At 52.3% G+C, this 15,050-nt stretch carries 12 protein-coding genes; 5 read left to right on the top strand and 7 right to left on the bottom strand.

The features are described 5' to 3' along the window. Positions 1–22: 22 nt before the first annotated feature. Entirely contained in the window at positions 23–922 is a 900-nt protein-coding gene (locus tag MKZ07_RS06720) for a DUF1835 domain-containing protein (protein WP_051493146.1), read from the top strand. 287 nt (positions 923–1,209) lie between these two features. Here MKZ07_RS06720 and MKZ07_RS06715 read toward each other — a convergent pair whose 3' ends face one another. Continuing rightward, the gene (locus MKZ07_RS06715) at positions 1,210–1,821 is read right to left on the bottom strand and encodes a lysozyme inhibitor LprI family protein (protein WP_051493145.1); all 612 of its coding nucleotides are present in this window, start codon (positions 1,819–1,821) and stop codon (positions 1,210–1,212) included. A 244-nt stretch (positions 1,822–2,065) separates the two neighbouring features. On the opposite strand from MKZ07_RS06715, the gene MKZ07_RS06710 reads away from it, so the two are divergent. After that, positions 2,066–2,902 carry a TrmB family transcriptional regulator gene (locus MKZ07_RS06710; RefSeq protein WP_341025244.1) on the top strand — a complete coding sequence of 279 codons (837 nt, stop codon included), beginning with the start codon at positions 2,066–2,068 and terminating at the stop codon, positions 2,900–2,902. Beyond that, complete coding sequence (locus MKZ07_RS06705; RefSeq protein WP_341025241.1) at positions 2,899–4,149, top strand: MFS transporter; 1,251 nt, start codon at positions 2,899–2,901, stop codon at positions 4,147–4,149. The genes MKZ07_RS06710 and MKZ07_RS06705 overlap by 4 nt, the downstream gene beginning before the upstream one ends. Before the next feature lie 65 nt (positions 4,150–4,214). Here the strand turns inward: MKZ07_RS06705 and MKZ07_RS06700 are convergent, their stop codons facing one another. Both MKZ07_RS06700 and MKZ07_RS06695 read right to left on the bottom strand, forming a co-directional pair. Beyond that, positions 4,215–4,679, bottom strand: a complete 465-nt coding sequence (locus MKZ07_RS06700; protein ID WP_036693831.1) for a phage tail protein — start codon at positions 4,677–4,679, stop codon at positions 4,215–4,217. A 26-nt stretch (positions 4,680–4,705) separates the two neighbouring features. After that, a complete protein-coding gene (locus MKZ07_RS06695) occupies positions 4,706–5,191 on the bottom strand; it encodes a GyrI-like domain-containing protein (protein ID WP_036693833.1) in 486 nt (161 codons plus the stop codon). Positions 5,192–5,289: 98 nt separating this feature from the next. Between MKZ07_RS06695 and MKZ07_RS06690 the strand changes: the two genes are divergently transcribed. Continuing rightward, the gene (locus tag MKZ07_RS06690) at positions 5,290–6,252 is read left to right on the top strand and encodes a helix-turn-helix transcriptional regulator (RefSeq protein WP_036693834.1); all 963 of its coding nucleotides are present in this window, start codon (positions 5,290–5,292) and stop codon (positions 6,250–6,252) included. A gap of 171 nt (positions 6,253–6,423) precedes the next feature. Here the strand turns inward: MKZ07_RS06690 and MKZ07_RS06685 are convergent, their stop codons facing one another. Beyond that, positions 6,424–9,936, bottom strand: coding sequence for a glycosyl hydrolase 53 family protein (locus MKZ07_RS06685; RefSeq protein ID WP_341025236.1), 3,513 nt, complete (start codon positions 9,934–9,936; stop codon positions 6,424–6,426). 209 nt (positions 9,937–10,145) lie between these two features. On the opposite strand from MKZ07_RS06685, the gene MKZ07_RS06680 reads away from it, so the two are divergent. Beyond that, on the top strand, positions 10,146–11,321 hold the full coding sequence (locus MKZ07_RS06680; protein ID WP_341025234.1) for a serine hydrolase domain-containing protein: 1,176 nt from the start codon (positions 10,146–10,148) through the stop codon (positions 11,319–11,321). Between the two features lie 391 nt (positions 11,322–11,712). On the opposite strand, the gene MKZ07_RS06675 is transcribed toward MKZ07_RS06680, so the two are convergent. The 3 genes from MKZ07_RS06675 to MKZ07_RS06665 form a co-directional block, all read right to left on the bottom strand. Then, complete coding sequence (locus tag MKZ07_RS06675) at positions 11,713–12,624, bottom strand: glycerophosphodiester phosphodiesterase family protein (RefSeq protein ID WP_341025232.1); 912 nt, start codon at positions 12,622–12,624, stop codon at positions 11,713–11,715. 159 nt (positions 12,625–12,783) lie between these two features. Continuing rightward, a complete protein-coding gene (locus MKZ07_RS06670; protein WP_051493354.1) occupies positions 12,784–13,554 on the bottom strand; it encodes an endonuclease/exonuclease/phosphatase family protein in 771 nt (256 codons plus the stop codon). A 205-nt stretch (positions 13,555–13,759) separates the two neighbouring features. After that, positions 13,760–14,851, bottom strand: coding sequence for a PRK06851 family protein (locus tag MKZ07_RS06665; RefSeq protein ID WP_341025230.1), 1,092 nt, complete (start codon positions 14,849–14,851; stop codon positions 13,760–13,762). Positions 14,852–15,050 lie beyond the last annotated feature (199 nt).

Raw genomic sequence — 15,050 nt, 5'->3', positions numbered from 1 at the left:
ATGTTTGGTTAGGAGAGTGTTTATGGCAAAGGCACACGGAGTTTCAAATGAACGAATGGAACAAGAATTTGTACATATTCTTTTCGGCATGTCGGATGCAGGTTCCTTAAAAGTAACGCTCAGTGCTATTGGTATACGTGAGACTAACCACGTACTGGCTTTTAATGAATTATTCTCAATTGGGCCTTTATCAGGATTGGACACAGTACCCGGGATGCAGAACAGGCATCTATGGATGATGGAACGTGATGAGGAGTACAGTATTATCCAGCATCACAACCAAGAGAATCGGCTTGTCCATATGGTTCAGACCGTGAAGAGCATCCCGCACCACAAGATCATCGTCATTTGGGTGGCAGATAATGCGCATGACCAGACTGGGCTGCGTTTCGTATTGCATGTATTGCGGGAGCGTATACAGCCAGTGCATATGGTTAATGTGACTGAGCTATATCATTCAGCCGCAATTCATAGCACAGAGGGTTTCGTACCCTTTTATAGAGGTGCAATCGATCGGGAGAGTTACTTGTCTATCGTGAAGAAATATAGTCAAGGCCTCCCTCTTGAATCTGATCAGAGAAGGAGCTACGAATTGGATTGGCTCAGGCTGGCGGAGGAAAATCAAATGCTGCGTCTGTGGAAAGATGCCGCCATTATTAGCTGTGATGAAAACGCGCTGGATGAGTTAATTCTGAGGTCCGTTATTGAACTGGAAGTGGAGCAAGAGCGCAATCAGGTCAGGAAGGGGTTTGTAAGTGCAGCGAGTGTCTTCATCCGCGTGTTCGAAATCTCGCAGCAGTTCTTGGGCACTTCATTTATACTCCATAGAATGCGGGTATTGGTTAACCGGGGCGTCTTGGTGTCCCACGGAGATTCAGGGGATTTGAATCAATTCTTGCTGAAGCGGGCACAAATTTATTAAGTTACAAGATTTAATTTAGTACGCTTAATCGCACTCTGTACAACTAAATCGTCTAATTTACCGCCTATTATCCGCTTAACTGCATTTCATACAATTAAATTTGCTTCTATACCTGTTTCTACACCATTCGGGCAGATTTAGTTGTACAGCCTACAGTTAGAAGAGAAAATCTTTCCTTTTCACCGTTTTTAATTGTACAGAATACACTTATCAATTCATCAGGTCATTCAAATGGGCAAAAAATAGCGCAGCGGCCCTCCTTACGAGAGAGCCGCTGCGCTATTTGATTACTTCATATACAACTCCACCAGCTTATAACAACGCTCCTTCGTCACTGAAGCCAAGGTCGCCGCGTACTCCAGCCCCTCCATCGTTCCGCCCTTATATTTGGCAGCCGCTTCTTCTGCTGTCTTATCGCGTTCCTTGATCCAGCTTAGCTGCTCCTCTTTCAGTTTCGCCATTTCGGCTTCGGGAAGCTGCTCCTTGAGCGTCTGGTAGATTTCATTCAATGCCTTGTCCCAGCGTTCATGCTCCTTGGAGGCGGCCGACTTCATATCAGTCATGACGCCGCTGTCCGACAGAGACTTCAGATCACTAAGTCCTTCTTCAATCTTATCCAGCTTGTCAAAATAAGTCTGCCGCAAGGGTTCCCCTGCCGACGCACTGGCCTTCGGCGTGGCTTCCGGTGCGGTCGTCTGCGCTGGTGCCTGTGCCGTAGCTTCCGGTGCAGGCTCTGCGGTAGCTTCAGTTGCGGGTTCAGGCGTAACCTCCGGGCTTACCGTCGCTGCCTGTCCGGTCTCTGGAGTAGCCGCCGTACTGCCATTCGCCGCCTCGTTATTGCCGCAGCCAGCCATTAGCAGACTGGAGATGAGCATGGTTGTTAGAATTGCTCTCCGCATAAGTCCTCATCCTGTCATTGGTTTATAGTCGAGACTCTCTTGCATACCGGCTTTTCAAAAGCCGTCTTGAAAGTTATTACCTGATTTCACCCGGATATAATCATTTTTTTGAAAGGCCTGGGGACGCGGACAGCCGGATATTGCTGCTTGACAGCATTTTAGGATCGGAGTAGTATTTTGAAATACCTCTACATACAACAAAAAACAACGAAGCATTACACACTCACAGAAAGGCGGTTCACTCATGATTGAAGCATTACGCAAGCTTGGCTTATCCGATCTGGAAGCCCGCTGCTATCTCGCGCTGCACGGCCAGCCGCCCTCCTCGGGCTATGAGGTCGCCAAGCAGGTGTCCGTGTCCCGGTCCAATGTATACGCCGCGCTGCGCAGTCTAGTCGATAAAGGAGTCTGCCGGACAGTCGAAGGTGAGCCGGTTACCTTCGCTGCAATTCCGGTCCGGCAGGTCGTTAAGCTGCTTCAGGCGGAATTTGAGCGCACAGCCCGCCTGCTGGAGAACGAGCTGACCCACCTGCCTGCTGTACCGCCCTTCTTCAGCAACTGGAAAGGAGACGCACAGGTCGTTCTGGCGGTAAAGCGCCTTGCTGCCAATGCCAGCGCAGAGATTCTGGTAGATATCTGGGCGGAGGATCTGCACCGGATAGAAGACACACTGCATGCCGCCGAAGAACGGGGCATTGCCGTCCACCTGATGGTGATAGGTGACATAACTACAGCGCTGTCGCGTGTCATTGTACATAGCGTACCGGCAGGCGGGCCGAAGACCGCCCGGAATTTCTCGCTCCTGCTGGATAAGGAGACCTCGCTTCTGGGCAGCTTCACCCGCCATTCGCAGGCTTCGGCGCTGGAGAGCAACCATCCCGCTGTGCTGGATGTGCTGCAGACGTCTTATTATCACGATGTCGTGATGATGCGCATAGAGCAAGATTTCGCACCAGAGCTGGAGGCACGTTACGGCAAGAATTACTCCTTAATATTCCAGGAACACCCTGAGATGCGCGGGCGGAAGCCGGAACCCGCATCTGAACCCAATCCCGATCGCTTGGAGGATGACACCCATTGAACACACTAAATACATCGAATGCGAATACTCCACGCTCGTCTGTACTGCATAACCGCTCGTTCCTGCGTCTATGGATTGCGCGGATCTTCTCCACCAGCGCCTTCCAGATGCTGTCGGTGGCGATTGGCTGGCAGATGTATGCGCTGACCGGCAGCGCCTACCAGCTTGGACTGGTCGGGCTGGCCCAATTCCTGCCCATGCTGCTGCTGACATTGCCTGCCGGACAGACGGCAGACCGCTATGACCGCCGCACCATTGTGTTCCTATGCCAGCTTACGGAGTGCCTCATCGTGCTGCTGCTCGTCCTCGGCAGTATCGAAGGCTGGCTCAGCGCGGTCCACCTGCTTGTAGCCGCAGCAGTGCTTGGTGCGTGCCGCACCTTCGAGAGTCCGGCCTCGGCAGCGCTGGTGCCGGACATTGTGGATCGGGATCAGCTCCCGAAGGCAGCAGCCTGGTCCGCATCTGCTATGCAGACGGCGATGATCGTCGGCCCGTCCCTCGGGGGTGTCCTCGTGGTCTGGGGTACGGCTGCCGCCTACATCGCCTCGCTTGCCGCGCTGCTGGTATCTACGGTGCTGATTTTCTTCGTCAAGACTGTTCACTTCGTCAAAAAGCTGGACGCGGTCAGCATGGACACCTTCCTCAGCGGCCTGCGGTTTGTCTTCGCCCGCAAGATTATCCTGGGTACGATCTCGCTGGACTTGTTCGCTGTACTGCTTGGCGGGGCCACGGCACTGTTGCCAATCTTCGCCGAAGATATTCTGAAGACCGGCTCACTCGGTCTTGGCTTGCTGCGTTCCGCCCCGGCGGTGGGCGCGATCATCGTCTCGCTTATCCTGACCCGCTATTCGGTGGAACGGGCCATCGGCCGGATGCTGTTCGCCTCGCTGGTCGTCTTCGCCCTGGCAACGATGCTGTTCGGCATCTCCCACAGCTTCTGGCTGTCCCTGTTCGCGCTGGTTCTGATCGGCGGCTCGGATGTCGTGAGTGTCGTTATCCGCTCGACACTGGTGCAAGTCAACACGCCGCAGGAGATGCAGGGCCGGGTGAATGCAGTGAATTCGTTATTCATCGGTACCTCGAACCAGCTTGGCGAATTCGAGTCCGGGACTATGGCCGGTCTGGTAGGGGCCGTACCTGCAACCGTGATCGGCGGAGTTGGCACCTTGATTATTACCGTGCTCTGGATGTACCGGTTCTTCCCGGTCCTCCGTACCCAGAAGACGTATACAGCGGAGGAGATTTGAACGGCCATAAGGGGCTGCCAGTCGGCAGCCCCTCTTTTTGAACTTATATGGTTTGGGGATTTTTATTAATACTCTCCCTTAATCACAAAAAACGATCCCCGGATTGTTCCGGCCAGCTTCGACTTCTGCCGTGCGAACTTGAACTTGTCCTCCAGCTCCTTCGGAATCTCCATCCCCTCTGAGAGCTTGAAGCCGACCGCCCGCTTCTTGGAGTCAACCACTGTGTACATGACGTTAAGCGCAAGACCATCCTCATAGAAAACGTAGGCGAACCGTATGTTCTCCACCTGGAACTGTGAGGTTTGGAGTGGCTTGGCAGCAAACTCAAGGCCCCGCTCCTTGCTCAGAATCCCGTTCACGTAATCCAGCGTCTCCTGGCTCTCACTGGCCGGAACGACTGTGAATTCATGTTTATACTTGTTCATGAAATAACGCGCTTCATTCGCACGTAGTCCCGCCAACGCCTCAGCAACGGGCGACGACTCCAGACCTTGTACAGACACCTCTTTGAAATCAACGGTATATGCCATAGTTAGTTATCCTCCATTACATTACTTTAGTTTCTGACGACAGGAATCCACATTTCACCATACAGCGAGCCGTCCCGGCTGCCCATCTCCACAGCCGTATTCGGCCCGCCCACGTAGGCGTATCCTTCAGCTTGCGGCAAAGCTTGTCCGAAGGCCAGGCCCGTCACGGTATTGCTTAATTCCTCCGTTGTCGCTCCTTCGCCTGCCACTACGAGATATTCCCCCTTCGGGAATTGAATCACCCGTGCTTCCTGCGGAATCTGTGCTTCTGCACCTGCCATTACCCCGGCATAATGCATCATTTTGCCGTTCACCGCTTCGTTCACCACAAACACATAATCATTCGCCGCAATCCCTTTTAACAAGTCGAGCCTGCCATCTTCACTGACCGCCTGCCAAAAATCCATCTTCTCCTTATAAATCCCGGCATAGTCCGTGTAGTCACTCTTAAGATCAACGCCCAGACCAATCACGATAAAGCTGTCTTTCTCTTCGATAGTATACCCTGCCATTGTCATATCCCGCCTTTGTTCATGAATTGTGTTCCTCACCTGCTATGTATATGATAACCTTAAATCATGTCAAAAAATGAACCTGTTTAGGAGCCGCGATGAAAAAAATAGAACGCATCAACATCATCATGCGGTACATTAACAATCGTGCCCATTTTACGCTGACGGAAATCATGCGGGAATTCAATATTTCGCGTTCGACCGCCCAGCGGGATATCCGGGAGATTGAGGCGCTTGGAATGCCGCTGGTTGCTGAGGTGGGCCGGGATGGCGGGTATTCCGTTATGCGTAACTCTATCCTTCCGGTGGTCCGGTTCACGGATAACGAGGTCAAAGCGCTGTTCATTGCCTTCATGGCGACAAGAAACGGCCAACTTCCTTATCTAAAGAGCCGCCAGTCGCTGACGGAGAAATTACTGGGGCTCATCTCGGAGAATCAGCAGGAGGAGCTTGTTCTTCTCAATCAGATCCTGCTGTTCGAGGGTACCTACCCGGGCAATCCTGATCTGCTGGATCTGTCCGATCTCCCCCACCCTATGCTGGACAAGCTGATCCGGCTCCTGCTGGCGGACCGCTATCTGTTAATTACCTGCCGGGAAGACCAGAAGGATATCTCTTATGTTGTGTATCTTTTACGTCTCTACCAGGAGAAAAGCCTGTGGCTCATCGAGTGCTTCGACCTGGACGCCTCCAGGAAACGGATCATCCCGGTTGATCAGCTTACGGATGTCATCCCCTCACCGGAACCCAAGAGACTGAGCACCAAAAAAATTCAGGAGAAGCTGAGCAAGCAGCAGGTGAAAAACAACCTTGTCCTGGAGCTAGGTCCCCGTGCCATTGCCCAATACCGGAAATATCACCCGTTCAGGGTGGCACTGTCCTATACTAACCCCTACCAAACTACCGCTATCCTGAAAATGGAGGTCGAGGTCAACCGCACGGAGGAGCTGAAGGAAGTCACGAATTGGCTGTTGTTCCTGGGCGATGACCTTACGATGAAGGAAGTTCCGGATGAAGTTAGAGCGGAACTGCGAGCTAGAACCGGCCTGTTTCACACCTAGGGTGCACGATGCAATCTCCTCTCGCTCCTTGTGCCTTCGCCGCCGTCCAATGTGATCGGTTTTCACATACATTCCACTCCCCCTTTCGCAACCGCATTTTCCTATACCGTAAAAAAGAGCAGCGCCCCCTTAACAGGAAAATCGCTGCTCTACTTCTACTTATTCTCTTGCTTACAGATTAAGCAGCAAGCTCAATACCTTCGCACACTCTGCACGCGTCGCATTGGCCTGGGGCTTAAGGAATCCGTCTGGAGTACCTGTAATGATGCCCAGTGAACCGGCGGCACTCACGGCCTCCTTGGCCCAGCGGTCAATCTGTTCGGCATCGGCAAAAGCTGGAAAAGAATCCGCCGGAGCCGGACTTCCCGAACGTAATTCGTAGGCTCTCACAAGCAGCGCGGCCATCTCTTGCCGCGCAATACGCGACTCGGGTGCGAACTTGCCGGTAGCGTCCCCTTTGACGATTCCGGCTGCAAAAGCGGCGGCCACATCGCCTGAATACCACTTGCTGCTGTCTACGTCAGCGAACGAACTCATGCCTTCTGCTTTTAGCCCAAGGGCACGGACAAGCATCGTAACGAATTCGGCCCGGGTCACTTCTCTCTTCGGCGCGAAGCGGCCTTCCCGGTCACCCTCGATAATATGCTTGGCTGCCATTTCTTTAATGACGGAGTAGGCCCAGTCTGCCGGACTCACATCTGCAAAGCTCTTGTCATACTCCAGCAAAGCATAATTGCCGGATTGCCGTACCTGTGAAGTCAATACGGACTGTTCCGTGGTTCCGCCTACATATTTTAGCGTCCCATCGTCTGCTACTGCATACACACCAGCCAGCTTCGGATTGCCGTTCGCCTGAAGCTTCAGGCGAAGCTTGACAGGCTCGGTGAAGGAGGCCAGCGGAGTCTTAACTCCCTGCTGATTCAGCACAGACAGATTCAGATTGAACATTTCTCCGGCTGTTCTCAGTTCAGCCTCATTCTTCTTATTCGCCTGAAGTATCCAGGCCGTCTTCTGCTCCGCAGACCATGGAGTTAATCCGACGGAGATCATGCTGCCTTTCGCTGAGCTTCCTGCCAACGCTTGAAGCTGCTGAACAACCTTACCTGGAATCTCGGCTGTCACCGTCTTGCCTTCCACCTTCAGCGCAGCAATTCCCTTAAGCGCCGCAGCGTCAGCTGGAATTCTTACTATGCTCTGCCCTTCAGCCATTGGAATCACAATCTGGTTCTGTGCATTCACCTTCGGCTCCGTTACAGTCAGAATCTCCGGCTGCGGTGTGGCTGGCGGTGTAGCTGACGCTTGTGCTGTTGCCAGCGGAGCTGTCCAGCCTGAACCGTAGCCCGTTCCTGGTGCTGCAGTCGGGCTTGGTGCCGGACTGGCTTCCGCACTTGGCGCAGGATTCTCTTCCGGAGGCGTTACTGGCTCCGTTACTGGAGGTGTCACCGGCTCTGTTGTTGGAGGCGTTTCCGGCTCTGTTGTTGGAGGTGTTCCCGGTTCACTTGGAACCTCAGGTGCAGTTGTGCTATTACGCACGAAGGTCACCTCTTGCAGATAGCCGTAATGATTGTCTGAGTCCGTGATGACTTTGAAGCCAAGCGATGCGCTGCCGTCTTCCCCTATGTGCACATGCTTTAGCGTCAGAGTCCGGGGTTTCAGCCAGGCGCTGCCTGAATAGGTAACCGGCACCGAATACGTCTGTCCCTCAGAGATCACATACATCACCGAGCCTGGAGAAGGCTCGCCCTTGTCCCCGAAGATTTTGGCCTGGAGGGTATAGGTTCCTGGCTCCAGTCCGTTAATTTCATGAGTAAGGTTGAAGTTAACCGGCTTGTCATCCCCATAATCGAAGCCGCCTGAAGCATTGCTGTCTCCGAAGGTAGCGGGCTTGGTGCCGCTCAGATACCAGTCGGACTTCGCGCCGTTCACTGTGAGATTATTGGTGCTGACGGCTCCGGCTTTTTTGACCAGCTTGAAGTCATCAATATTCCCCCACTTGTCTCCCGCGTATTTCAGATTAGCGCCTAGTGTCAGCGTTCCATCTGTAACCTCAACGGTATCAATGGTTGGATTACTCCATTGCTGCCAGCCTGTGTTGACGAACGCCTGCTTCTGATTGCCTGCAAAAATCTCAGCCGTCTCTTCCCCGCCGCCGCCAGAGACCCAAGCGGATAACTGATAGGTACCATTCTCAAGTCCGGTGACCGTCTGGGAGACTTGGAATTCCGCAACCCCTGAGCTCCAGTAGTGCAGTGCAGCCGAACCGGAATGGGCATCCGACTCCACATTGACCGCCGCGCTATCGCCGCTTACGCTCCAGCCATTCAGTCCGTCCTCGAAGCCTGGATTCTGAATGAAGCTGGTGCTTGGCGAGACTGTGATCTCAGTTGAATCTGTAAATCCGCCGTCATACGTAAACGCTGTTACGGTAGAGGTCCCGGCAGCAAGCCCGGAGATCGTCCCTTTATATTTGTCTACCTTGACAATGGCTTCATCAGAGCTGGTGAAGGTCAGCCCCTTATAGGTTGCATTTCCCGGGCTGATCGTTGCCTTGACGCTGCCGGTTCCGCCTACTTCAAGGATAGCGGTCTGCTTCTCTACTTTTACCGACTGAACCGGCACCCGGTTGATTGCAGAAGCACCTTCAATAAAAGCATCCATCGCGAAGGAAGGCTTTCCGTCCGGATTCCAGGCAGACAGCCCATAGCCGAAATAGACTCCCTCGGGTGCCCAATAGAACACGCCTGTTCCCTGGCCGCCAGGTACAGCCTTCACGCCATTCTGCACAGCAACCAGCATGTTATACACATTATCTACATTCTTGCTGACATCGCCGCCGACCTCGACGACCATAACCTCCTTGCCATATTTTGCAGCCAGAAGATTCATGTTGGAGGATAGTTCATTAATAGAAGAAGTGTAGATAGAATCCGGGTAATAGGATAACCCGATGATGTCATAATCGCTGTCCTTAAGCCCTGCTTCGACCAGACCAGCATAGAAAGGATCTACACCGCTATCTGCTCCGTTGGCTCTGTGGATAATGATTTTGGTCTCAGGAAAAACAGCCTTGGCCGCATGTGATCCTGCCTGGATCAATTCTACCAGATTCGCTGTATTACTATAGCTGCCCAGCGGATGCATCATCCCGTTATTAATCTCATTCCCAATCTGCACCCACTCGGGGGTTACCCCCGCAGTCTTCAGCGCTTGCATCACCTCTGTGGTGTACTCTGAGACATGTGCTTTAAGCTGCTCCAGGTTATCACTGGCCCAGGCAGCCGGAGTAACCTGCTTCCCGGGATCGGCCCAGGAATCACTGTAGTGCAGATCAACCATCACCCGGAAGCCGAGAACGCTTACACGCGAGGCCAGCTGAACCATCTCTTCGGTGCTGTTATGCCCGTTAATCGGATCATCGGATGGATCGACGAAGGCCCGGAGGCGTATGGAATCAATGCCGTGATCCTTCAGAGTCTGAAGCAGGTCCGCTTCGTCTCCCTGATCGTTATAGAATTTGTGGCCCTCAGCTTCCATTTGCGGCAGCCAGCTGACATCTGCGCCCTTGGCGAAGGATTGCGGAATAGGAACCGCTCCAGCTTGTGCCGGTAATCCAAGTGCAGTCAGCGACATGATTAACATTGTAAAAGTAAGAACCGCCGCAAGCCATCTTGTTCTCTGTTTCAATATATTACCTCCCTGTGATAGTCTCTTTGTTAGTATAGATGACCAGGAAGGTAACATTGAATTAAGCGAAGCAACGAAAACCTATACTAATTCAATTTTTTCACTGAAATGCGCTTACATTTCACTCTGAAAGACGTATAATATTCTCTATGTGAAATGCAATTCACCCTGGAATATAGATAACGGATTATACCAAAGGAGACCTAGAGATGCTGGATTCAAACACTACCCGTCTAATCACCAAAGCGATAAGCGCAAGTATTGCCAATAAGGAAATTGCCGGTGCGAACTTCATGGCGATTCAGGACGGACAAGAAAGCTGGTATCACGAAGACGGCTTTGCCGATATTGAAGCTGGACGCAAGATGTCCAGAGATTCGATCTTCCGCCTATACTCGATGACGAAGCCGGTTACGGCCGCAGCCGTTATGCTGCTCCTGGAGCGCGGGGAGATCGACCTGTTCGATCCGGTCAGCCAGTACATACCTGGATTCAAGAATCAGAAGGTGGGAAAGAACGGCGAGCTTGTGCCCGTAACTCGTGAGGTTGATATTAACGATCTGCTGAACATGACCTCCGGTCTGGTCTACGGCGGAGAAGACTTGGCGGGTCAGTATACGGAGTCGTTGTACCAGGAACTGAACAGCCGCCTGCTTGGCACGAACCCGATGAGTACCCTGGAATTCGCTAACCGGCTGGGTGAGGGTCCGCTGGCCTTCGAACCGGGATCATCCTGGCAGTATGGAACCTCTGCGGATGTCCTCGGTGCATTAGTTGAAGTCGTCAGCGGCAAGCGTTACGGCGAATTCCTGCTGCAGGAGATCTTCGGTCCGCTGCAAATGAACGACACCGGCTTTTGGCTGCCAGAAGATAAGAGAAACCGGCTAGCCTCTGTCTACCAGGATGATGGTGCAGGCGGATTGACACCGTTCTCGGAGAGTCCTCTGGGCGTTAACCATCATATGGACCGGGAGGCAGCTTATGAGGCAGGCGGAGCCGGGCTGGTCTCGACCATTGAGGATGCTGCCAAATTCACCACCATGCTGATGAATCAGGGCAGCTTGAACGGGGTGCAGCTGCTGAAGCCCCGCACCGTTCAGTTTATGACTTCGGCCAGCTTGACCAGCCCGCAGCAGCAAGGCTTCAACCCCTGGCATTCGCTGCAAGGCTACAGCTACGGCAATCAGATGCGCATCCTGACCAATCCGGGTCAAGCCGGAGGACTCGGCGGCCTGGGAGAATACGGCTGGGACGGCTGGCTGGGAGCTTATTTTGCCAATTGTCCGCTGGAACGTCTGACCCTCCTGTTCATGATCCAGAAGAAGGATTCCGGCACGATGCCGATTACACGCAAGCTGCGGAATATCGTATTAAGCGCACTTTAAGCGACGAGGCTGTATGGATTTACTGAATTTGAGGAGCTGCCATTAGGAGCCGCCAGAAACAGGTGGATTTTCTCCACTTGCTCATGAACAGAACTATCCTCTCCAGGGAACAGTTGGAAAAAGGGCACTTAATATACTACGGGGAGTTCAGAATAAAGGGTATGCACCAAATTAGATGGCATTTTTCCACCTAATGACCTCGGATGCTCTAAAACGTCCAAATTAAGCTGCGTTTTTCCAACTAAATGTGACAGTGTATGATGTTCTAGGGCACAACGTTAAGGGTCCAGTTCATATCCGGCTATCGGACAAGAACTGGACCCTTTTTCTGAACTCTTTTTCTGGACCCTTTTATAGTAAATGAGTGACTCCGTCTCTTCATCCTCCCCGCCTACCATTTGGCATTTGCCCTATTGGTGGCAATCACTTCAAGGAAGCGGTCGGGATAGTTCGTGTGCACTCCGTCTACTCCCCAGGAGTAGGCTTTATCCATATTGAGCTGGTAGTTCACCGTATACGGGATAATCTTCAGTCCGGCCCTTTTCACCTGGGCTACATAAGCTGCGCTGATTTCCTGGAAATTGGGGCTGATGCCTACGGCATAGGTCTTCACGGTATCCAGATAGGACTGGGTCACCCTCGTAGCCGCATAATCATTCCATACCAGCTGATATAGCGGAATATCCGGGTTGATCGCATGAAGCTTCCGCAGACTGGCTGCGCTGAAGGAGTGAACGGATACCCTTTTGGCAAGATCATATTTCACAACCGTTTCATTCAGGATCGCTTCGATCCCGAACTTCGGGGCAGGCTCCTTGATTTCGATCACATAGCTTATGTCCTTGCCGAACATCTCGAATACTTCTGCAAGCGTGGGGATGGTAAGCCCAATATAGAGATCTCTGGCGAACATCGGGTAGGCCTGATTGAACCATGAGCCTGCATCGAGCTGTTTGATCTGCTCCAGAGTCATATTCTTCACAAAGCCCTTACCGCTGGTGGTACGGTTAACCGTCTCATCATGAATCACGACAGGAATCAGGTCCTTGGTCAAATGGATATCGAGCTCAATCGAGTCCGCATCCATCTCACGCGCCAGCTCGAAGGCGGCAAGTGTGTTCTCAGGAGCATACCCGGACGCGCCGCGATGGGCAATCGTATAGACTTTGTCTGCCGGCTCGATAATCTCCTTCACCTTCACTCGTATGACTGGAGAATACGCATATAGCGTGGAGAACAAGGAAATACATAATACAATATGCACTCCGATAAAATAACCCTTATGTCTGAACATCCTCATCATGCGGCTGGCCCCATTTATGTGTGATAATAAGATACTCTATTCAGAATGGGATAGCCGTGACTCCTCAAAGTGCTTGGGCTTCCATCTTGAAGCTTATCTATCGTATCAGACATTTATCGCCTAAACAATCCATTGTGCCCATATCTCCATGTCGCCCCGTTAGATTTCCAGAGTTGCTGTAACAGGATAATGATCCGAAGGGTATTTCCGGTCGAAGCTGTCCGTTACCGTCCGGCTCTTCAGTACCTTTACCTGCTTGTCCGTAAAAATATAATCGATCTCCTCAAGCTCATCCCACGGAATATCGTAGCGGAAACCGGTGAATGTACCCCAGGGGCCATAATGTGCATCAACTGCTCTGCGCGTATCGGTCAGCTGCGCTGTAATCTCCCGGTAGCACCGTTCGTCCGGTATGGCATTGAAATCCCCTGTCAGAACAACCGGGAGATTCCCGCCCTGAATACGAATCCAGTCCAGAATCATCAGCGCACCGCGGTATCTGGCTTCCTCACTGATATGGTCCAGATGGGTATTTACAAAGTGTATCCGGTTACCATTTCTTGTGTCCTGCAGCCTCACCCAGGTGCAGATTCGGTTGTAATCAGCGCCCCAGGACTTGGACGGAACCTCCGGCGTCTCCGACAGCCAGAAGGTGCCTCCGTCTTCCTTGGTGAATACTGATTTGTTATAAAAGACCGGACAGTGTTCACTTTCAGGATCATGATCACGGCTGATGCCTTCCACCTCATAATCCTCAAGTGCCGCCAAATCCCTGAGCTGATTGCCCCGCGCCTCCTGCAGTCCGAAAACGTCCCAGCGGTAATGCCTGATCAGGCGCAGCATATGCTCCTTGCGGAACGCCCAGCCGTTCTCTCCGTCTGACGGAATATCCAGGCGGATATTAAAGGAAGCCATTTCGTAAGTACTCATTGCTGTTCTCTCCTCCATAAATTGTAGTCGTTATAATTTCTCACACTGTTACATATTGAAGTCTATAATTCTTCTGGATGCTGCGCAACCGGTATTCCGGGCAGGAGGCACCGCACCCTTTATAAGCCGAACAAGGCTTACTCTACGGTTGGCGAATACCTCCGCTGAGTAAGCCCCACAAGGCTGGTTCAGATCATAGTAACTGCTAAGCCTGAATACTTGCCAGTACAGCAGAAATCCGGTTCCTGGCTGCATCCACCACGCTAAAATCCATTGCTGCGATATATATTTCCTTTAATTCATCCCGGTGCACCTTGGCCTCTGCCAGAGCGGCAATTGCCGTTTTCATTGTGGCCTTATATTGTGCGCCTATTTCCTCCAGCGGACCGGCGAGGCGCTCATCCGTTCCCGGTGCAACAACAGCTTCATACGTATCGATGATTACGTCTCCATCCCGCTCCGGGTAATATTCATGCGGGCTGGTGCTGTCAAAGACCGCAAAATCAAGCTCACGCACAATAACCATATCCAGACTGTGGGGATCAAATCCGCAATGATAGATTTCCGTATCAAAGCCCCTCTTTTCCGCCTCAGCGGCGATTTTGCGGAGTATGGTAGATTTACCTGTTCCGGCCCGGCCTTTGAGGAAGAATCGTCTGGCCAGCCCTTCGGTCAAATTAGGTACAAAGTCAACCGATCCCGCCGGCGTTGCTGCGCCCAGAAACCGGTGCTTCACTTCAGCACTTTTCTGAAGATTTGCTTCGCCAAACAACTGTTCCAGCATTAAGGCCGTTAATAGATCCGCCTGGCCGAAGTCCATATGCTCGAAGTACATCTTTTCCCATTCGTCATGAATGTTCAGGGCCTCTGCAAATCTGCTGTACGCTGCCGCATAGGCAGCCGCAGCCTTCCGGTTCAGCTCCTCCATGATCTCCCTTTGGCCGGGAAGTGCCGCCGAGTCCCATGCTTCTCCCAGGTTCACGTATTCCCGAGCCGCTCCGGGAGCCTTGGGCTCAATCACATGGGGCGCCGTCCCGTCAACAATGCCCACGCCAAGCGCCGGAATAATGACCCCGTCAATGGAATCCTTATCAGATGAACAATGGATCAGTTCAATATCGTATCCCCGCTCTGCCCATTCCGTGCCGATTGCTCTCATCAGCGAGGATTTGCCGGTACCGGGACCGCCTTTCAAAATGAATATCCGCCGGAGTCCTTGAAGATTCGATTCGAATAAACTATAGAAGCCAAGAGCCGTATTGCCGTCTGCAAAATATCTTAAAATCCCCGCAGCCATACACCCACTTCCTTTCCCGTTGTCGCCTGGTAGGCTTATAACCATACAATATGCGTCAGGTATTTGTAAGGTTCCAGCAGCGGCGGAATTCCGTCCAAATATAAGTTTTTATATGTTGCACACGATAAATCATCCTTCTATTTCTCGCTGAAACGGTACCGTCCTTTAATAGGACGGCAATGCCGTTTCCACTTGATTC

It is taken from the genome of Paenibacillus sp. FSL P4-0338 (genome assembly GCF_038002365.1).
Taxonomy (GTDB): Bacteria; Bacillota; Bacilli; order Paenibacillales; family Paenibacillaceae; genus Paenibacillus_AQ.
This window is presented reverse-complemented; position numbering and strand designations above follow the sequence as displayed.

Bases quoted from the DNA above. Each gene is read 5' to 3' on its own strand.
- MKZ07_RS06720 (WP_051493146.1), top strand. From the start codon at position 23: ATGGCAAAGGCACACGGAGTTTCAAATGAACGAATGGAACAAGAATTT.
- MKZ07_RS06710 (WP_341025244.1), top strand. From the start codon at position 2,066: ATGATTGAAGCATTACGCAAGCTTGGCTTATCCGATCTGGAAGCCCGC.
- MKZ07_RS06680 (WP_341025234.1), top strand. From the start codon at position 10,146: ATGCTGGATTCAAACACTACCCGTCTAATCACCAAAGCGATAAGCGCA.
- MKZ07_RS06695 (WP_036693833.1), bottom strand. From the start codon at position 5,191: ATGGCAGGGTATACTATCGAAGAGAAAGACAGCTTTATCGTGATTGGT.
- MKZ07_RS06665 (WP_341025230.1), bottom strand. From the start codon at position 14,851: ATGGCTGCGGGGATTTTAAGATATTTTGCAGACGGCAATACGGCTCTT.
- MKZ07_RS06715 (WP_051493145.1), bottom strand. From the start codon at position 1,821: ATGCGGAGAGCAATTCTAACAACCATGCTCATCTCCAGTCTGCTAATG.
- MKZ07_RS06675 (WP_341025232.1), bottom strand. From the start codon at position 12,624: ATGATGAGGATGTTCAGACATAAGGGTTATTTTATCGGAGTGCATATT.
- MKZ07_RS06700 (WP_036693831.1), bottom strand. From the start codon at position 4,679: ATGGCATATACCGTTGATTTCAAAGAGGTGTCTGTACAAGGTCTGGAG.
- MKZ07_RS06670 (WP_051493354.1), bottom strand. From the start codon at position 13,554: ATGAGTACTTACGAAATGGCTTCCTTTAATATCCGCCTGGATATTCCG.
- MKZ07_RS06690 (WP_036693834.1), top strand. From the start codon at position 5,290: ATGAAAAAAATAGAACGCATCAACATCATCATGCGGTACATTAACAAT.